The sequence below is a fragment of the Streptomyces sp. NBC_01498 genome (genome assembly GCF_036327775.1).
Taxonomy (GTDB): Bacteria; Actinomycetota; Actinomycetes; order Streptomycetales; family Streptomycetaceae; genus Streptomyces.
Genome location: NZ_CP109598.1, coordinates 6257935 through 6276361 on the forward strand (window position 1 = coordinate 6257935; position 18427 = coordinate 6276361).

The 18427-nt window shown below is 71.9% G+C and carries 17 protein-coding genes; 16 read left to right on the forward strand and 1 reads right to left on the reverse strand.

Annotated features, from left to right (window positions below; all coding sequences use genetic code 11):
• Nucleotides 1–109: 109 nt before the first annotated feature.
• The 5 genes from OG875_RS26775 to OG875_RS26795 all read left to right on the forward strand — a co-directional run bounded on the left by OG875_RS26775 (nt 110) and on the right by OG875_RS26795 (nt 5662).
• Complete coding sequence (locus OG875_RS26775) at nt 110–1222, forward strand: aminopeptidase P family protein (protein WP_330176788.1); 1113 nt, start codon at nt 110–112, stop codon at nt 1220–1222.
• 95 nt (nt 1223–1317) lie between these two features.
• Complete coding sequence (gene efp, locus OG875_RS26780; protein WP_330176789.1) at nt 1318–1884, forward strand: elongation factor P; 567 nt, start codon at nt 1318–1320, stop codon at nt 1882–1884.
• A 2-nt stretch (nt 1885–1886) separates the two neighbouring features.
• Nucleotides 1887–2327 carry a transcription antitermination factor NusB gene (nusB, locus tag OG875_RS26785; RefSeq protein ID WP_330176790.1) on the forward strand — a complete coding sequence of 147 codons (441 nt, stop codon included), beginning with the start codon at nt 1887–1889 and terminating at the stop codon, nt 2325–2327.
• A 348-nt stretch (nt 2328–2675) separates the two neighbouring features.
• Nucleotides 2676–4136: an MFS transporter gene (locus OG875_RS26790; RefSeq protein WP_330176791.1), complete on the forward strand. Its 1461-nt coding sequence runs from the start codon at nt 2676–2678 to the stop codon at nt 4134–4136.
• Nucleotides 4133–5662 (forward strand): pyridoxal phosphate-dependent decarboxylase family protein, encoded by a 1530-nt coding sequence (locus tag OG875_RS26795; RefSeq protein WP_330176792.1) that lies wholly within the window; start codon nt 4133–4135, stop codon nt 5660–5662. Before OG875_RS26790 ends, OG875_RS26795 begins: the two co-directional genes overlap by 4 nt.
• Nucleotides 5663–5896: 234 nt before the next feature.
• Here the strand turns inward: OG875_RS26795 and bldD are convergent, their stop codons facing one another.
• Complete coding sequence (gene bldD, locus OG875_RS26800; protein ID WP_330176793.1) at nt 5897–6397, reverse strand: transcriptional regulator BldD; 501 nt, start codon at nt 6395–6397, stop codon at nt 5897–5899.
• A gap of 216 nt (nt 6398–6613) precedes the next feature.
• Between bldD and pyrR the strand changes: the two genes are divergently transcribed.
• From pyrR to rpoZ, 11 genes are all read left to right on the forward strand, one after another.
• A complete protein-coding gene (gene pyrR, locus OG875_RS26805) occupies nt 6614–7189 on the forward strand; it encodes a bifunctional pyr operon transcriptional regulator/uracil phosphoribosyltransferase PyrR (RefSeq protein ID WP_330176794.1) in 576 nt (191 codons plus the stop codon).
• A gap of 133 nt (nt 7190–7322) precedes the next feature.
• Complete coding sequence (locus OG875_RS26810) at nt 7323–8345, forward strand: aspartate carbamoyltransferase catalytic subunit (protein ID WP_330176795.1); 1023 nt, start codon at nt 7323–7325, stop codon at nt 8343–8345.
• Nucleotides 8346–8347: 2 nt separating this feature from the next.
• Nucleotides 8348–9634: a dihydroorotase gene (locus tag OG875_RS26815; protein WP_330176796.1), complete on the forward strand. Its 1287-nt coding sequence runs from the start codon at nt 8348–8350 to the stop codon at nt 9632–9634.
• A gap of 11 nt (nt 9635–9645) precedes the next feature.
• A complete protein-coding gene (locus OG875_RS26820; protein ID WP_443079291.1) occupies nt 9646–10293 on the forward strand; it encodes a PH-like domain-containing protein in 648 nt (215 codons plus the stop codon).
• Nucleotides 10290–11456, forward strand: coding sequence for a glutamine-hydrolyzing carbamoyl-phosphate synthase small subunit (carA, locus tag OG875_RS26825; RefSeq protein ID WP_330176798.1), 1167 nt, complete (start codon nt 10290–10292; stop codon nt 11454–11456). The genes OG875_RS26820 and carA overlap by 4 nt, the downstream gene beginning before the upstream one ends.
• The gene (gene carB / locus OG875_RS26830) at nt 11449–14790 is read left to right on the forward strand and encodes a carbamoyl-phosphate synthase large subunit (protein WP_330176799.1); all 3342 of its coding nucleotides are present in this window, start codon (nt 11449–11451) and stop codon (nt 14788–14790) included. Before carA ends, carB begins: the two co-directional genes overlap by 8 nt.
• Nucleotides 14791–14805: 15 nt before the next feature.
• Entirely contained in the window at nt 14806–15915 is a 1110-nt protein-coding gene (locus OG875_RS26835) for a quinone-dependent dihydroorotate dehydrogenase (protein WP_330176800.1), read from the forward strand.
• Nucleotides 15912–16796, forward strand: a complete 885-nt coding sequence (gene pyrF / locus OG875_RS26840) for an orotidine-5'-phosphate decarboxylase (RefSeq protein ID WP_330176801.1) — start codon at nt 15912–15914, stop codon at nt 16794–16796. The genes OG875_RS26835 and pyrF overlap by 4 nt, the downstream gene beginning before the upstream one ends.
• A 246-nt stretch (nt 16797–17042) precedes the next feature.
• Nucleotides 17043–17366 (forward strand): integration host factor, encoded by a 324-nt coding sequence (locus OG875_RS26845; RefSeq protein WP_330176802.1) that lies wholly within the window; start codon nt 17043–17045, stop codon nt 17364–17366.
• Nucleotides 17367–17404: 38 nt separating this feature from the next.
• A complete protein-coding gene (gene gmk, locus OG875_RS26850; RefSeq protein ID WP_330176803.1) occupies nt 17405–17968 on the forward strand; it encodes a guanylate kinase in 564 nt (187 codons plus the stop codon).
• 141 nt (nt 17969–18109) lie between these two features.
• Nucleotides 18110–18382 carry a DNA-directed RNA polymerase subunit omega gene (gene rpoZ, locus OG875_RS26855; protein WP_023542989.1) on the forward strand — a complete coding sequence of 91 codons (273 nt, stop codon included), beginning with the start codon at nt 18110–18112 and terminating at the stop codon, nt 18380–18382.
• The last annotated feature ends 45 nt before the right edge of the window (nt 18383–18427 follow it).

The window sequence follows — 18427 nt, forward strand, 5'->3', positions numbered from 1 at the left end:
CGTGGGCGCCGGGTCCCGGACCGTGGCCCCGGCTGCCCGGATGCCGCGCCGCGCCCCGGTCGGACGCGTCGGCCGCGCCGAAGCGGGCCCGCCCTCATAGGCTCGATACATGTCAGAGGTGTATGCGGTCCGTCGCGGGCGGCTGCGCGACCGGTGCGCCGCCGCCGGCAGCGACGCCGCCCTGGTGTCGCTGCCCGCCAATGTCCGCTATCTCGCCGGCGGAGCCCCGGCGGGCGCCGTCCTGCTGGTCGGTTCCGACGACAGCCGGGACGTCCTGCTCTGCCCGCGCCGTCCCGCCGAGGACCCCGCCGCCGGCCGTCCCGACGACCTCCTGCGGCTGAGCGTCCTGCCCACCCCCGCCGGAGACCCGGCCGTCGCCGCCGCCGACCTCGTGGACCCGGCCGGGCTGCGCTCGCTCGCCGTCGAGGAGCACCATCTGACCGTCGCCCGGCACCGCGCCATCCGCTCGGTGGCTCCCCGGCTGCACCTCACGGACCTCGGCTGCGCCGTCGAACAGCAGCGCGCGATCAAGGACGAGGAGGAGATCTCCCATCTGCGGATCGCCGCCGAGATCTCCGACCAGGCCCTGGGCGAACTGCTCGAATCGATCCTCGTCGGCCGCACCGAGCGGCATCTCGCACTGGAACTGGAGCGCCGCCTGATCGACCACGGCGCCGACGGACCCGCCTTCCGCACCTCCGTCGCCACCGGTCCGCACGCGGGCCGCCCCGGCCACCGGCCGTCGGACCGCCGGGTCGAGGAGGGCGACTTCCTCTGCGTACGCCTCGGTGCCACCTATCGCGGTTACCGCTGCGCGATCGGCCGCACCTTCGTCATCGGGACGTCGCCCGCCGACTGGCAGATCGATCTGTACGACCTGGTGTTCGCCGCACAACGGGCAGGTCGGGAGGCCCTGACACCCGGTACCCCGTACCGCGACGTGGACCGCGCGGCCCGCCGGCCGCTGGAGTCGGCGGGGTACGCCGAGGGCCTCGCGGCCCGTACGGGGCACGGTGTGGGGCTCGAAATCGACGAGCGCCCGCAGTTGGCACCCGCCGCCATGGGTAAACTGGACGCTTGTGTGCCGGTCACCGTCGAACCGGGGGTCCACCTTCCGGGCCGGGGCGGTGTCCGGATCGATGACACGCTCGTCGTCCGCCCCGAGGCGGACGGCGGACCCGAGCTACTCACCATCACGACCAAGGAACTGCTCGCGCTCTAGTGCTCCGGCACCTCGCTCCGGCGAGTTCCCGCCGGTCACGCCGGTGGCGCGCACCCCTGGTCCCACCCAGCTTCAGTCCAGGAGATTCCGCAACCGTGGCTTCCACGAACGACCTCAAGAACGGCATGGTGCTCAAGCTCGACTCTGGCCAGCTCTGGTCCGTCGTCGAGTTCCAGCACGTCAAGCCCGGCAAGGGCCCGGCCTTTGTGCGCACCAAGCTGAAGAACGTGCTCTCCGGCAAGGTCGTCGACAAGACCTTCAACGCCGGCGTGAAGGTCGAGACGGCCAGCGTCGACCGCCGCGACATGCAGTTCTCGTACATGGACGGCGAGTACTTCGTCTTCATGGACATGGGCACCTACGACCAGATCCACGTCAGCAGGGAGGTCGTCGGCGACGCCGCGAACTTCCTCCTGGAGGGGTTCGAGGCCACGGTGGCGATGTACGAGGGCAACGCGCTGTACGTCGAGCTGTCCGCCGCCGTCGAGCTGGTCATCGAGCACACCGACCCCGGTGTGCAGGGCGACCGTTCCACCGGTGGCACCAAGCCCGCCAAGCTGGAGACCGGTTACGAGATCGGTGTCCCGCTCTTCATCACGACCGGCGAGAAGATCAAGGTCGACACGCGCAGCGGTGAGTACCTCGGCCGGGTGAACAGCTAACCGTGGCTGCTCGCAACAAGGCCCGCAAGCGCGCCTTCCAGATCCTGTTCGAGGCCGACCAGCGCGGGGCGCCCGTGCAGACGGTCCTCGCGGACTGGCTGCGGCACGCCCGGACCGACGACCGCCAGCCGCCGGTCAGCGAGTACACGATGGAACTCGTCGAGGGATACGCGGGGTACGCCGAGCGCATCGACGAACTCATCTCCACCTACTCGGTGGGCTGGACGCTCGACCGGATGCCGGTCGTCGACCGGAACATCGTGCGCCTCGCCACGTACGAACTGGTCTGGGTGGACGGAACGCCCGACGCCGTGGTGATCGACGAGGCCGTCCAACTCGCCAAGGAGTTCTCCACCGACGACTCGCCGTCGTTCGTGAACGGGCTGCTGGGCCGGTTCAAGGACCTCAAGCCGAGCCTGCTCCGCGTCGACCGGCAGGAGTGACCGGAAGCGTTTCCCCGAGCGGGAAGCCTTCCCCGGGCGGCAACCGTCCCCTCGGGCGCCGTACGGGCCGCGACCACGGCCCGTACGGCGCCCGAGGAACGACCCGGCGCGCGGCCCCGGCCCCTCCCGACGGCGGACGGCCCCCTGCGGCGGATCCCCGCGGCGACGACGGATCCCGGCGGCGCACAACCCCGCCGGTGACGGATCCTCGGCTGCGGATGCCCGCGACTGCGACGGATCCCGGCGGCGCACGACCCCCTCCGGCGAAGGATCCTCGGCGACGGAAGATGAACATTCCTCCGCTTCGAGTCTGGTGCCCCTCCGGGCCCGTGCCATAAGTTGCCGCGCATGGACCAACCGCGCCCGGAAAAGCTCGCGTTGGGAAGCGCGGGGCTGGGAGCCCGGACCCGGATCGGCTACGGACTGGGGTCGTTCGCCACCGGCACCTTCGGCACCGTGCCCGGCCTCATGCTGCTCTTCTATCTGACCGACATCCTCGGGGTGGCCGCCGGGATCGCCGGGCTGCTGGTCTTCCTGCCCAAGGCGTGGGACGTCCTGCTCAACCCGTGGATCGGCAGCCTCTCCGACCGTACGCGCCACCGCTGGGGACCCCGGCGGCCCTGGATGCTCGCCGGCGCGCTCACCATGCCGGTCTGCTTCGCCGCGATGTTCGCCGCGCCCGCCCTGGAACGCGGCTGGGCCGCCGCGTACGTGGCCGTGCTCTTCCTGCTCACCGCGACCGGCTACGCCTGCTTCCAGGTGCCGTACGTCGCGCTGCCCGCCGAACTCACCGCCGACCCCGACGAACGCGCCCGCGTCATGTCCTGGCGGGTCGCCTTCCTCGGCGCGGCGATCCTGCTGTCCGGGGCCGTCGCGCCGCTCCTCGCGGGCTCCACCGCCGACAGCCCCGGCACCCCGGGCGGCTACCGGCTCATGGGCGTCGTCGTCGGCGCACTGCTCTGCGCCGGAATGCTCGCCGCGTTCGCGGCCACCGCGCACGCCCCCGACGTGCTGCGCACCACCACGGGCGCGCCCGGCGGCCTGCTCGCCCAACTCCGCGCCGCCCGCTCCAACGAGCCGTTCCTGTGGCTGCTCGCGGCCTTCGTCGTCCAGGCGGCGGCGACGGGCCTGATGCTCGCGGGCGCGCAGTACTTCGCCACGTACATCCTCGGCCGGCCCTCCGCCACCACGGTCCTCTTCGCGTGCCTGATCATGCCGTCGCTGCTCGCGATGCCGCTGTGGCTGAGGGCCGGCCGGCGCCTCGGCAAACGGGCCGCCGCCGTCGCCGCGTCCTGCTGCTTCCTCGCCGGAGCCGTACTCGCCGCGCTGGCAAGGGAGTTGCCCGAGGAGGCGGTGTACGGGGCGGTGGCACTGGCCGGTATGGGCTACGCCGGTATGCAGATGCTGCCCATGGCCATGCTGGGGGACACCGTCGCCGCCGACGCGTACACCGGGGGCCGCCGCCGGGCCGGACTCTTCACCGGGCTCTGGACGGCGGGGGAGACGCTCGGACTCGCCGTCGGGCCTGGGCTGTTCGGGCTCGTGCTGTCGCTCGGCGGCTTCGTCCCGTCGGACGCCACGCACCGCGCCGAGCAGCCCGGTTCCGCGCTCACGGCCGTCGTCGTCGGATTCGGCGCGCTGCCCGCGCTCATGCTGCTCCTCAGCCTGCCGCTGCTCGCCCGCTACCGGCTGCCCGAGGCCCAACTGGTGCGGCTGCGCGAGGAGTCGGCGGCACGCGAGGCCGCCCGGGACGGGGACGTGGACGCAGGCCGGACCGACACATCCGCACCGACCCTGGAGCAGCCGTGAGCGGTACGCAGCAGCCCGAGCCCACCGGCACGCGGGCCACCGGGCCCCAAGGCCGTTCCGCGCGGGCCCTGTTGGCGCGGCTCGACGCCCTGCGCGCCGGTGATCTGCCGGTACGGGGCGGCCGGACCATGGCGTACGTGTACGACTCCGGACTCGACGGCGTCGAGGAACTCGCCAACGAGGCCGCCGCCCGCTTCGCCGGGGTCAACGGACTCGACATGACCGCCTTCCCCAGCGTCGTGGCCCTGGAGAACGCCGTCGTGGCGCGCGCCGCCCGCCTGCTCGGCGGCGACGGGCACACGGCCGGCACGTTCACCAGCGGCGGTACGGAGAGCTGTCTGCTGGCCGTTCTCACGGCGCGCGAGCACGCCCGGCACACGCGGGGGGTGCGCGACCCGGAACTCGTCCTGGCGGACACCGCGCACCCGGCCTTCCACAAGGCGGCGGCACTCTTCGGTCTGCGGACCGTGGTCGTGCCCGCCGACCCCGACACGTACCGGGCGCCCGCCGGGGCCATGGCCGCCGCCCTGACCGGCGACACGGCGCTGGTGGTCGTCTCCGCGCCCTCGTACGCGCACGGCGTCATCGACCCGGTGGCCGACGTCGCGGCGGCGGCGGTCCGGCGCGGGGTGCTCTGTCATGTGGACGCCTGCATCGGCGGCTGGTATCTCGGTCATCTCCGACTGGGCCGTTCGAGTGACGCGTGGCCCGAGGCGCCCCCCGTTCCCCCCGTACCTCCGTTCGATCTGTCGGTGCCGGGAGTGACATCGCTCTCGGTCGACCTGCACAAGTACGCCTACACGGCCAAGGGCGCGTCCCTGCTGCTGGCGCGGGACGCCGAGCTGCGCCGGTACGGCTGGTTCTCCCACGCCTCCTGGCCCGGTTATCCGGTGGTGAACGCCACACTCCAGGGGACCAAGTCCGCGGGGCCGCTGGCCGCCGCCTGGGCGGTCCTGGAGCACATCGGCACCGACGGCTACGCGGAACTCGCCACACGCGTCCACCGGGCGACCAGGGCCCTCTCCGAGGGCGTCGACCGGGTCGACGGGGTCCGGGCGGCGGCCCGCCCCGAGGCGTCGCTCCTCGCGCTGGCCTCCGACGACCCCCGCGTCGACGTCCTCGTGGTCGCCGACGAGATGCGGGCCGAGGGGTGGTACCTCCAGCCGCAGCCCGCGTACGGCGGCTCGCCCGCCACGCTGCACCTGACGGTGACGGCGGCGGTGGCCGACGGGACGACCGTACGGCTGCTGCTCGGCGCCCTGGAACGGGCCGTGGACGCCGCCCGCCGCCTCGGACCCGCCCACGTGGACCCGGCCCTGGCCGAGGCGGCGGCGCTGCTCGACCCGGACCTGCTGGGGCCCGAGGAGGTCGCCCTGGCCCTCGGCCTCGCGGGCATCGGCCCCGACGGCCACCTGCCGCCCCGCATGGCCCCGGTCCTCGCGGTGCTCCAGTCCCTGCCGCCCCGCCTGACCGAACGCCTGCTCCCCGAGGTCATCGGCCGCCTGTACGACACGGGCGGGGCGTGAGACGGGGCGCCGGCCCCGGAGGACGGCGTCGCGGCCTCGGCGGCCCTGGGCGGCCCCGGTGTGCGGCCGAGGGTGCCGGAGGGGCTCCTGGGCCCGGAGAGGGGCGGGTGCGCCGGCGCCCGTCGCGGCCCGCACCCGTGCCGCCCACCCGCCCGGACGCGCCGGAGGGGCGGCCCGTCGTACGCGGACCGCCCCACCGGGATGTGACGTTTCTGCTGTTCTGCGCCCCGCGAGTCAGTTCTCGTCGTGGGCCACGGCGCGGCGCGCGTCCGCGTCCAGCACACCCCAGCTGATCAGCTGTTCGGTGAGGACCGACGGCGACTGGTCGTAGATCACCGCGAGCGTGCGCAGGTCGTCCTGGCGGATCGACAGCACCTTCCCGTTGTAGTCCCCGCGCTGGGACTGGATCGTCGCCGCGTAACGCTGGAGCGGGCCCGCCTTCTCCTGCGGGACGTGGGCGAGGCGCTCCAGGTCGAGAACGAGCTTCGGCGGCGGCTCGGCGGCCCCGCCCGGCGTCGTGCCCGGCAGCAGTTCCTGCACCGGCACACCGTAGAAATCGGCCAGCTCGGCGAGGCGCTGCACGGTGACCGCGCGGTCACCGCGCTCGTACGACCCCACCACCACGGCCTTCCAACGACCCTGGGACTTCTCCTCCACGCCGTGGAGGGAGAGGCCCTGCTGGGTGCGGATGGCGCGGAGCTTGGCCCCGAGCTGCTTTGCGTATTCGCTGGACATATGGCTCCCCGGACGCTGGGACTATCTGCGGCTCCGCCGCGTGGCTGGTGACTCACTGTGATGTTACGCAGCGTGACTTGGATGCGTCAAGCCGAATGGTCGGCGACCGCTCCGCCACAAGTCCGGAAAACCCCGCCGGACCTGGTAATGTCGACGGCGCAAATCCGACGTCCTTTAAGGTCCGTCCAGTGAGGCGGAGAAGGAGGTCCGTTTCGTATGGACACGCACAGCTCTGATGCCGCCCGCCCCGTCCTGGAGGCGCCCGACATCGCGCGGGCACTGACCCGTATCGCCCACGAGATCGTCGAACGCGCCAAGGGTGCCGACGACGTCCTCCTGCTCGGCATCCCCACCCGGGGGGTCTTCCTCGCCCGGCGGCTCGCCGAGAAACTCGAAGTGATCACCGGCGGCACGATCCCGGTCGGTTCGCTCGACATCACCATGTACCGCGACGACCTGCGCATGCGGCCCGCCCGCGCGCTGGCCCGCACCGACATCCCGGCCGACGGCGTCGACGGACGGCTCGTCGTCCTCGTGGACGACGTGCTCTTCTCCGGCCGCACGATCCGCGCCGCCCTCGACGCCCTGGGCGACATCGGCAGACCCCGCGCCGTCCAGCTCGCCGTCCTCGTCGACCGGGGCCACCGCGAACTGCCCATCCGCGCCGACTACGTGGGCAGGAACCTGCCCACCTCCCTGCGCGAGACGGTCAAGGTCCTGCTCGCCGAGGAGGACGGCCGCGACACGGTGCTCCTCGGCCTCCGGCACCCCGCCCCGGCCGCCGAGCGGTAGCGCGCGCCGCCCACCCGCCGAGCCACGCCGCCCCGCACCCGGCGCCCGCGCCGCCCCGGCACGCCCCGGTGCGCCGAGCCCGCCGGGCAGCCCCCGGAACCAGGAACCACCTCCACCCAACGGAGCCCACCCGATGCTGCGCCTCACAGGGGCAAATCCCCGTACTCCCGGCCATCTTGTCTCCGCCGCCGACCTCACCCGCGACGACGCCGTACTGATCCTCGACACCGCGGAGGAGATGGCCCGGGTCGCCGACCGACCCATCAAGAAGCTGCCGACCCTGCGCGGCCGTACCGTCGTCAACCTCTTCTTCGAGGACTCGACCCGCACCCGGATCTCGTTCGAGGCAGCCGCCAAACGCCTGTCCGCCGATGTCATCAACTTCTCGGCCAAGGGCTCCTCGGTCTCCAAGGGCGAGTCGCTCAAGGACACCGCGCTGACCCTGGAGGCGATGGGCGCCGACGCCGTCGTCATCCGGCACGGCTCCTCCGGCGCCCCGTACCGGCTCGCCAACTCCGGCTGGATCGACGGCGCCGTCATCAACGCCGGGGACGGCACGCACGAGCACCCCACCCAGGCGATCCTCGACGCCTTCACCATGCGGCGCAGACTGGTCGGACCCGACACGGGCCTCGGCAGGGACCTCGAAGGGCGCCGCATCACGATCGTCGGCGACATCCTGCACAGCCGTGTCGCCCGCTCCAACGTCCTGCTGCTGCACACCCTCGGCGCCCAGGTGACCCTCGTCGCCCCGCCGACCCTGGTGCCGATCGGTGTCGAGAGCTGGCCCTGCGAGGTCTCGTACGACCTCGACCAGGTGCTGCCCAAGTCCGACGCCGTGATGATGCTCCGGGTGCAGCGCGAGCGCATGAACGCCGCGTTCTTCCCGACCGAGCGCGAGTATTCGCGCCGCTACGGCCTCGACGGCGGGCGGATGGCCCGGATGCCCGAGAACTCGATCGTCATGCACCCCGGCCCCATGAACCGCGGCATGGAGATCACCGCCGAGGTCGCCGACTCCGACCGCTGCACCGCCGTCGAGCAGGTCGCCAACGGCGTCTCCACCCGCATGGCCGTCCTGTACCTGCTGCTCGGCGGCAACGAGCCCGCCGTCACCCATTCCCGCGCGTCGTCCGCCACCGAGGAGAGCAAGTAACCATGAGCAAGACCCTGATCCGTGGCGCCAAGGTGCTCGGCGGCGAGGTACGCGACGTCCTGATCGACGGCACGGTCGTCGCCCGGGTGGACACCGGCATCGACGCGGGCGACGCCACGGTGATCGAGGCCGGGGGGCAGATCCTGCTGCCCGGCCTGGTCGACCTGCACACCCATCTGCGCGAGCCCGGCCGCGAGGACTCCGAGACCGTCCTCACCGGCACCCGGGCGGCGGCCGTCGGCGGCTTCACCGCCGTGCACGCCATGGCCAACACCTTCCCCGTCGCCGACACCGCCGGCGTGGTCGAACAGGTCTGGCGGCTCGGCCGGGAGTCCGGCCACTGCGACGTCCAGCCCGTCGGCGCCGTCACCGTCGGCCTGGAGGGCAAGCAGCTCGCCGAACTCGGCGCCATGCACGACTCGGCGGCCGGGGTGCGGGTCTTCTCCGACGACGGCAAGTGCGTGGACGACGCGGTGATCATGCGCCGCGCCCTGGAGTACGTGAAGGCGTTCGACGGCGTCATCGCCCAGCACGCCCAGGAGCCCCGGCTCACCGAGGGCGCCCAGATGAACGAGGGCGTCGTCTCCGCCGAACTCGGCCTCGGCGGCTGGCCCGCCGTCGCCGAGGAGTCGATCATCGCCCGCGACGTCCTGCTCGCCGCCCACGTCGGCTCGCGCGTCCACATCTGCCATGTCTCCACGGCCGGTTCGGTGGAGATCGTCCGCTGGGCCAAGTCCAAGGGCTGGAACGTCACCGCCGAGGTCACCCCGCACCATCTGCTCCTGACGGACGAGCTCGTACGGTCGTACGACCCCGTCTACAAGGTGAACCCGCCGCTGCGCACCGAGGCCGACGTCACGGCGCTGCGCGAGGCCCTGGCCGACGGCACGATCGACTGCGTCGCCACCGACCACGCGCCGCACCCGCACGAGGACAAGGACTGCGAGTGGGCGGCGGCGGCCATGGGCATGGTCGGCCTGGAGACCGCGCTCTCCGTCGTCCAGCAGACGATGGTCGACACCGGTCTCCTCGACTGGGCGGGCGTCGCCGACCGGATGTCCGTACGTCCCGCGCGCATCGGCCGGCTCACCGGGCACGGCCGCCCCGTCTCGGCAGGTGAGCCCGCCAACCTCACGCTCGTCGATCCCGCCTACCGTGGTGTGGTGGACCCCGCGGGCTTCGCCTCCCGCAGCCGCAACACCCCCTACGAGGGCCGTGAGCTGCCGGGACGCGTCACCCACACCTTCCTGCGGGGCCGGGCAACGGTCGTCGACGGGAAACTCGCGTGAGCGCACTACTGATCAATCTGGCCGCCGAGCGGAAGTCGGCGGAGGTGACCGACTGGGCCGCCCGTATCGGCTGGGTCGTGGGACTGCTGCTGTTCGTCGCCTTCGTCTACTGGCTGATGCGGCAGGGCTGGAAGTGGCGCGGCAGCCTCCAGTCCGACCTCCCGGAGCTGCCCCAGGCTCCCGAGCCCGGCGCGGCCGGGGACGTACGCCTGCGGCTGACCGGCCGGTACCACGGCTCCACGACCGCCGGGCAGTGGCTCGACCGGATCGTGGCCCACGGCCTCGGCGTCCGCAGCCGGGTGGAGCTCACCCTCACCGACGCGGGCGTGAGCGTCGTACGGCCCGGCGCCGGCGACTTCTTCGTCCCGGCCGACCGGCTGCGCGCCGCCCGCCTCGACAAGGGCATCGCCGGCAAGGTCCTCACCGAGGGCGGCCTGCTGGTCCTCACCTGGCAGCACGGCGACCGGCTGCTCGACTCCGGCTTCCGCTCCGACCGCGCGGCGGAGCACACCGACTGGGTCGAGGCGGTCAACCTCATGAACCAGGCCGGCACGGCGAGGATCGCCCCGGCACCCGCCCAGGACACCCCGGCGGCCACCGGCGGCACCCCCGCCGCCGGCCACCACGCACCGACCACGACGGAAGGCACCGCACGATGACCCTCTCCACCCGGGGAGCCGCCCCGGCTCCCGCCGTACTCGTCCTGGAGGACGGCCGCAGCTTCCGCGGCCGTGCCTACGGGGCCGTGGGGGAGACCTTCGGCGAGGCGGTGTTCTCCACCGGCATGACCGGCTACCAGGAAACCCTCACCGACCCCTCGTACCACCGCCAGGTCGTCGTCATGACGGCCCCGCACATCGGCAACACCGGCGTCAACGACGAGGACGACGAGTCCGGCCGTATCTGGGTCGCCGGCTACGTCGTACGCGACCCCGCCCGCGTCCCGTCCAACTGGCGCTCCCGCCGCTCCCTGGACGACGAACTCGTCCGCCAGGGCATCGTCGGCATCAGCGGCGTCGACACCCGCGCCCTCACCCGCCATCTGCGCGAACGCGGCGCCATGCGGGCCGGCATCTTCTCCGGCGACGCCCTGCCCGGCGGCCCGTTCACCGACGACGCGGCCCTGACCGCGCGCGTGAGGGAGGCGCCGCAGATGAAGGGTGCCGACCTGTCCGCGGAGGTCGCCACCACCGAGCCGTACGTCGTCCCGGCCGTCGGCACCAAGCGGTTCACCGTCGCCGCCCTCGACCTCGGCATCAAGGGCATGACCCCGCGCCGCATGGCCGAACGCGGCATAGAGGTGCATGTCCTGCCCGCCACCGCCACCGTCGAGGACGTGTACGCGGTCGCGCCCGACGGCGTGTTCCTCTCCAACGGCCCCGGCGACCCCGCCACCGCCGACCTCACCGTGGTCAAGGCCGTGCTGGAACGCGGCACCCCGCTGTTCGGCATCTGCTTCGGCAACCAGCTCCTCGGCCGCGCGCTGGGGTTCGGGACGTACAAACTCACCTACGGACACCGCGGGATCAACCAGCCGGTGCAGGATCGTTCCACCGGCAAGGTCGAGATCACCGCGCACAACCACGGCTTCGCCGTCGACGCCCCCCTCGACCGCGTCTCCGACACCCCCTACGGCCGCGCCGAGGTCACCCACGTCTGTCTCAACGACGACGTGGTCGAGGGACTCCGGCTGCTCGACCGCCCGGCCTTCAGCGTCCAGTACCACCCCGAGGCGGCCGCCGGCCCGCACGACGCCGCCTACCTGTTCGACCGCTTCACCTCTTTGATGAACACCGTCCTGATGGAGGGACAGCGTGCCTAAGCGCTCCGATATCCGGTCCGTCCTGGTCATCGGCTCGGGTCCGATCGTCATCGGCCAGGCCGCCGAGTTCGACTACTCCGGCACCCAGGCGTGCCGCGTCCTCAAGGCCGAGGGCCTGCGCGTCGTCCTCGTCAACTCCAACCCGGCCACGATCATGACCGACCCGGAGATCGCCGACGCCACCTACGTCGAGCCGATCACCCCCGAGTTCGTCGAGAAGATCATCGCCAAGGAGCGCCCCGACACGCTGCTCCCCACCCTCGGCGGCCAGACCGCGCTCAACACCGCGATCTCCCTGCACGAGAACGGCGTCCTGGAGAAGTACGGCGTCGAACTGATCGGCGCCAACGTCGAGGCCATCAACAAGGGCGAGGACCGCGAACTCTTCAAGGGCGTCGTCGAGGCCGTCAACGCCCGGATCGGGCACGGCGAGTCCGCCCGCTCCGTCATCTGCCACTCGATGGACGACGTCCTGGCCGGAGTGACGGAACTCGGCGGCTACCCCGTCGTCGTCCGCCCCTCCTTCACCATGGGCGGCGCCGGCTCCGGCTTCGCCCACGACGAGGACGAACTGCGCCGGATCGCCGGGCAGGGCCTGATGCTCTCGCCGACCACCGAGGTGCTCCTGGAGGAGTCCATCCTCGGCTGGAAGGAGTACGAACTGGAGCTGATGCGCGACCGGAACGACAACGTCGTGGTCGTCTGCTCCATCGAGAACTTCGACCCCATGGGCGTGCACACCGGCGACTCCATCACCGTCGCGCCCGCCATGACCCTCACCGACCGCGAGTACCAGCGGCTGCGCGACATCGGCATCGCGATCATCCGCGAGGTCGGCGTCGACACCGGCGGCTGCAACATCCAGTTCGCCGTCGACCCGGACGACGGCCGGATCATCGTCATCGAGATGAACCCCCGCGTCTCGCGCTCCTCCGCGCTCGCCTCCAAGGCCACCGGCTTCCCCATCGCCAAGATCGCCGCCCGTCTCGCCGTCGGCTACACGCTGGACGAGATCCCCAACGACATCACCGAGAAGACCCCGGCGTCGTTCGAACCGACCCTCGACTACGTCGTGGTGAAGGTCCCCCGCTTCGCCTTCGAGAAGTTCCCCGCCGCCGACGCCACCCTCACCACCACCATGAAGTCGGTCGGCGAGGCCATGGCCATCGGCCGCAACTTCACCGAGGCCCTCCAGAAGGCGCTGCGCTCCCTTGAGAAGAAGGGCAGCCAGTTCGACTTCGGCGGCCACCCCGACGACCTCGGTACCAAGGCCGCGCTGCTGGAGCTGGCGAAGGTCCCCACCGACGGCCGGATCAACACCGTCATGGCCGCGATCCGCGCCGGAGCCACCCAGGAGGAGGTCTTCGACGCCACCAGGATCGACCCGTGGTTCGTGGACCAGCTCTTCCTGATCAAGGAGTACGCGGACGAACTGGCCGCCGCCGACCGGCTCAACCCCGTCCTGCTCGCCGACGCCAAGCGCCACGGCTTCTCCGACGCCCAGATCGCCGGGATCCGGGGACTGCGCGAGGACGTCGTCCGCGAGGTCCGGCACGCGCTCGGCGTACGCCCCGTCTACAAGACGGTCGACACCTGCGCCGCCGAGTTCGCGGCGAAAACGCCGTACTTCTACTCCTCCTACGACGAGGAGAGCGAGGTCGCGCCCCGCGAGAAGCCCGCCGTGATCATCCTCGGCTCCGGGCCCAACCGCATCGGGCAGGGCATCGAGTTCGACTACTCCTGCGTGCACGCCTCCTTCGCGCTCAGCGACGCCGGCTACGAGACCGTGATGGTCAACTGCAACCCGGAGACCGTCTCCACCGACTACGACACCTCCGACCGGCTCTACTTCGAGCCGCTCACCCTGGAGGACGTCCTGGAGATCGTCCACGCGGAGACCCTGGCCGGACCCGTCGCGGGCGTCGTCGTCCAGCTCGGCGGCCAGACACCGCTCGGCCTCGCCCAAGCCCTCAAGGACAACGGCGTCCCCGTCGTCGGCACCCCCCCGGAGGCCATCCACGCCGCCGAGGACCGGGGCGCCTTCGGCCGGGTCCTCGCCGAGGCCGGACTGCCCGCGCCCAAGCACGGCACGGCCACCACCTTCGGCGAGGCCAAGGCCATCGCCGACGAGATCGGCTACCCGGTGCTGGTACGCCCCTCGTACGTCCTCGGCGGACGCGGCATGGAGATCGTGTACGACGAGACCCGGCTCTCCACCTACATCGCCGAGTCCACCGAGATCAGCCCCACCCGTCCCGTCCTGGTCGACCGCTTCCTGGACGACGCCATCGAGATCGACGTCGACGCCCTCTACGACGGCACCGAGCTCTACCTCGGCGGCGTCATGGAACACATCGAGGAGGCCGGCATCCACTCCGGCGACTCGGCGTGCGCCCTGCCCCCGATCACCCTCGGCGGCTTCGACATCAAACGGCTGCGCGCCTCCACCGAGGCCATCGCGCGCGGCGTCGGGGTACGCGGCCTGATCAACATCCAGTTCGCGCTGGCCGGGGACATCCTGTACGTCCTGGAGGCCAACCCGCGCGCCTCGCGCACCGTGCCCTTCACCTCCAAGGCCACCGCCGTACCGCTGGCCAAGGCCGCCGCCCGGATCTCCCTGGGCGCCACCATCGCCACCCTCCGTACGGAGGGCCTGCTGCCCGCCCACGGAGACGGCGGCACCCTCCCCATGGACGCCCCGATCTCCGTCAAGGAGGCCGTCATGCCGTGGTCGCGCTTCCGCGACATCCACGGACGCGGCGTCGACACCGTCCTCGGCCCGGAGATGCGCTCCACCGGCGAGGTCATGGGCATCGACTCCGTCTTCGGCACCGCGTACGCCAAGTCCCAGGCGGCGGCGTACGGCCCGCTGCCCACCAAGGGCCGCGCCTTCATCTCCGTCGCCAACCGCGACAAGCGCTCCATGATCTTCCCCGCCCGGGAACTGGTCGCGCACGGCTTCGAGCTGCTCGCCACCTCCGGCACCGCCGAGGTCCTGCGGCGCAACGGCATCAACGCCACCGTCGTACGCAAGCAGTTCGAGGGCACCGGCCCGAACGGCGAACGGACCATCGTCCAGCTCATCCACGACGGCGAGGTCGACCTCATCGTCAACACCCCGTACGGCACCGGCGGCCGGCTCGACGGCTACGAGATCCGCACCGCCGCCGTCGCGCGCGGTGTCCCCTGCCTCACCACCGTGCAGGCACTCGCCGCGACCGTCCAGGGCATCGACGCCCTCAACCACGGCGGCGTCGGCGTCCGTTCGCTCCAGGAACACGCCCAGCACCTCATCGCCGCCCGCGAGGACGACACTTCCGACGCCGTCTCCTAAAGAGGAGCCCACCCCATGTACCGCCTCTTCTTCCGGCTCCTCTTCCGGCGCATGGACCCGGAACAGGCCCACCACCTGGCCTTCCGCTGGATCCAGTTCGTCGTGGGCGTCCCGGTGCTGCGGACCTTCGTCGCGGCGGCGCTCGCGCCCCGTCACGAGGAACTGCGCACCGAGGCCCTGGGCCTGCGGATGCACGGCCCCTTCGGCCTCGCCGCCGGCTTCGACAAGAACGCGCGGGCCGTCGACGGCCTGGCGATGCTCGGCTTCGACCACGTCGAGATCGGCACCGTCACCGGACAGCCGCAGCCGGGCAACCCCCGGCAGCGGCTGTTCCGGCTGCCCGCCGACCGGGCACTGATCAACCGCATGGGCTTCAACAACGACGGATCGGCCACCGTCGCCCTGCGCCTGGCCACCCGCCGGGAGGTCTTCCGTACGACGGTCGGCGTCAACATCGGCAGGACCAAGGCCGTGGCGGACGACGCGGCCATCGCCGACTACGTCATCTCCACCGAACGCCTGGCCGCCCACGCGGACTACCTCGTCGTCAACGTCTCCTCCCCGAACACCCCCGGACTGCGCGACCTCCAGGCCGTCGACCAGCTCCGCCCGCTGCTGACCGCCGTCCGCGCGGCGGCCGACCGCGTCGTCACCGGGCGCCGGGTCCCGCTGCTGGTCAAGATCGCCCCCGACCTCGCGGACGACGACATCGACGCCGTCGCCGACCTCGCCGTCGAACTCGGCCTGGACGGCATCATCGCCACCAACACCACCGTCACGCGCCACGGACAGGGCCTCAGGACGGCCCCCTCCCGCCTCGCCGAGACCGGCGGCCTCTCCGGGGCGCCCCTCAAGGAACGCTCCCTGGAGGTCCTCAGGCGCCTGTACGCGCGCGTGGGCGACCGGATCACCCTGGTCGGCGTCGGCGGCGTCGAGAACGCCGAGGACGCCTGGCAGCGCATCCTGGCCGGCGCCACCCTCGTCCAGGGCTACACAGCCTTCGTCTACCAGGGCCCGTTCTGGAGCCGCGCCGTCCACAAGGGCCTCGCCGCCCGGCTGGCCACCAGCGAGTACGCCACCCTCGCCGACGCCGTCGGCGCCGACACCAGGAAGGCGCTCAGGTGACCGCACCCACGCCCGCACCCACGCCGGCCGCCGGGACGGAGCCCTTCGGGGCGCGCCTGCGCCACGCCATGGACACCCGGGGGCCGCTCTGCGTCGGCATCGACCCCCACGCGACGCTCCTGCGCGACTGGGGCCTCGGCGACGACATCAAGGGCCTGACGGCCTTCACCCGTACGGTCGTCGAGGCACTGGCCGACCGCGTCGCCGTACTCAAACCGCAGTCCGCCTTCTACGAACGCTTCGGCTCGCGCGGCGTCGCCGTCCTGGAGCGGGCCGTCGCCGATGCGCGGGCCGCCGGCGCGCTCGTCCTCATGGACGCCAAGCGCGGCGACATCGGCTCCACCATGGCCGCGTACGCCGCCACCTACCTCGACCCGGACAGCCCGCTCTTCTCGGACGCCCTCACCGTCTCGCCGTACCTCGGCTTCGGCTCGCTGCGCCCCGCGCTGGACGCGGCGCGCGCCGCCGGCTCGGGTCTCTTCGTCCTCGCGCTCACCTCCAACCCGGAGGGCGCCGAGGTCCAGCGGGCGACCGCCGGGGACGGGCGCACGGTCGCCCAGGCGGTGCTCGACCACGTGGCGCGCGAGAACGCCGGGGCGGTGCCGCTCGGTTCGGTCGGCGCCGTCGTCGGGGCGACCCTCGGCGAGACCGGGGCGGACCTCGCGATCAACGGTCCGCTCCTCGCCCCCGGCATCGGGGCACAGGGCGCGACCCCCGCGGATCTTCCCCGGGTGTTCGGCGCGTCCGCCGGCGACGTGGTGCCGAGCGTCAGCCGCGGGGTGCTCCGGCAGGGCCCGGACGTGTCGGCCCTGCGTGCGGCGGCCGAACGGTTCGCCGACGAGGTCCGAACGGCGATCGACGGCGCGGACAGGGCGCGTTGAGGTGCGGACGGAGAGCGCTCCGGGACGCTTTCGCAAAGAAAAGCGGGTTGTTTTGCCGGGAATGTCCCGGTCGAGCGATGCTGACCAGGACTTTTCGGCTGTTCTCGCTGACGAGAGCGGTCTTCACCGCTAGTCTCCGTCGAGGGCCAACGCGCGGAACCTTCGCTCGTTGAAAGCCCTGGTGTGGGGCGACCCAGTTCCGCACCGGTCCGTATCCGACAGTTCGACATCCGAGGTGACGTAGGCGTGGCTCTTCCGCCCCTTACCCCTGAACAGCGCGCAGCCGCGCTCGAAAAGGCCGCCGCGGCTCGCCGGGAGCGGGCCGAGGTCAAGAATCGACTCAAGCACTCCGGCGCTTCCCTCCACGAGGTCATCAAGTCGGGACAGGAGAACGACGTCATCGGAAAGATGAAGGTCTCCGCCCTCCTTGAATCCCTGCCGGGCGTGGGCAAGGTCCGCGCCAAGCAGATCATGGAGCGACTGGGCATCTCCGAGAGCCGCCGTGTGCGGGGTCTCGGTTCCAACCAGATCGCGTCGCTGGAACGCGAGTTCGGCAGCGGTCCCGCCTGACGTTCCCGCGCACTGCCGGGAACCTGGATAATCGCTCCATGGCACCAGAGGTTCGTCCGCGGCTGACCGTGCTCTCCGGCCCCTCGGGGGTCGGCAAGAGCACGGTCGTCGCGCATATGCGCAAGGTCCACCCCGAGGTATGGCTCTCGGTGTCGGCCACCACGAGAAAACCCCGTCCCGGTGAACGCCACGGCGTCCAGTACTTCTTCGTCGGCGACGACGAGTTCGACAAGCTGGTCGCCAACGGCGAACTGCTGGAATGGGCCGAGTTCGCGGGCAACCGCTACGGCACGCCGCGTCGCGCGGTGCTCGAACGCCTGGAGGCGGGCGAGCCCGTACTCCTGGAGATCGATCTCCAGGGCGCCCGGCAGGTCAAGGACTCGATGCCGGACTCGCAGCTGGTCTTCCTGGCTCCGCCGAGCTGGGAGGAGCTGGTCCGCCGGCTGACCGGCCGGGGCACCGAGTCACCCGAGGTCATCGAGCGCCGGCTGGTGGCCGCGAAGATCGAACTGGCCGCCGAGTCGGAGTTCGACATCCGACTGGTGAACACCTCAGTCGAGGACGTGGCGCGCGAGCTGCTAGCCTTGATGGCGGTTGGCTGACCTCTGTCTGCCTGCTCGCGGCCGCGGTGGCGACCGGTTCATTCGGTCGGTCGGTTCCTTCGGTCGGTTCGCTCGATCGGTTCGTCCGACGGTCCGCGGCATTTCCTGTATTTCCCTGATTTATCTTCGGAAGGCAAGAGAGTGTCCTCTTCCATTTCCACGCCCGAGGGCATCATCAACCCGCCGATCGACGAGCTGCTCGAGGCCACGGACTCGAAGTACAGCCTCGTGATCTACGCGGCCAAGCGCGCGCGTCAGATCAACGCGTACTACTCGCAGCTCGGCGAGGGCCTGCTCGAGTACGTGGGGCCCCTGGTGGACACGCACGTCCACGAGAAGCCGCTCTCGATCGCCCTGCGTGAGATCAACGCGGGTCTGCTGACGTCCGAGGCCATCGACGGCCCGGCGCAGTAAACGGCGACCGTTTCTTTCACCACGGGCCCGGCAGCGCGACTGCCG

Coding starts and splice junctions, on each gene's coding strand:
- OG875_RS26790 (WP_330176791.1), top strand. CDS start 2,676: ATGGACCAACCGCGCCCGGAAAAGCTCGCGTTGGGAAGCGCGGGGCTG.
- gmk (WP_330176803.1), top strand. CDS start 17,405: ATGGCACCAGAGGTTCGTCCGCGGCTGACCGTGCTCTCCGGCCCCTCG.
- bldD (WP_330176793.1), bottom strand. CDS start 6,397: ATGTCCAGCGAATACGCAAAGCAGCTCGGGGCCAAGCTCCGCGCCATC.
- carA (WP_330176798.1), top strand. CDS start 10,290: ATGACCCTCTCCACCCGGGGAGCCGCCCCGGCTCCCGCCGTACTCGTC.
- OG875_RS26835 (WP_330176800.1), top strand. CDS start 14,806: ATGTACCGCCTCTTCTTCCGGCTCCTCTTCCGGCGCATGGACCCGGAA.
- OG875_RS26810 (WP_330176795.1), top strand. CDS start 7,323: ATGCTGCGCCTCACAGGGGCAAATCCCCGTACTCCCGGCCATCTTGTC.
- OG875_RS26775 (WP_330176788.1), top strand. CDS start 110: ATGTCAGAGGTGTATGCGGTCCGTCGCGGGCGGCTGCGCGACCGGTGC.
- pyrR (WP_330176794.1), top strand. CDS start 6,614: ATGGACACGCACAGCTCTGATGCCGCCCGCCCCGTCCTGGAGGCGCCC.
- OG875_RS26815 (WP_330176796.1), top strand. CDS start 8,348: ATGAGCAAGACCCTGATCCGTGGCGCCAAGGTGCTCGGCGGCGAGGTA.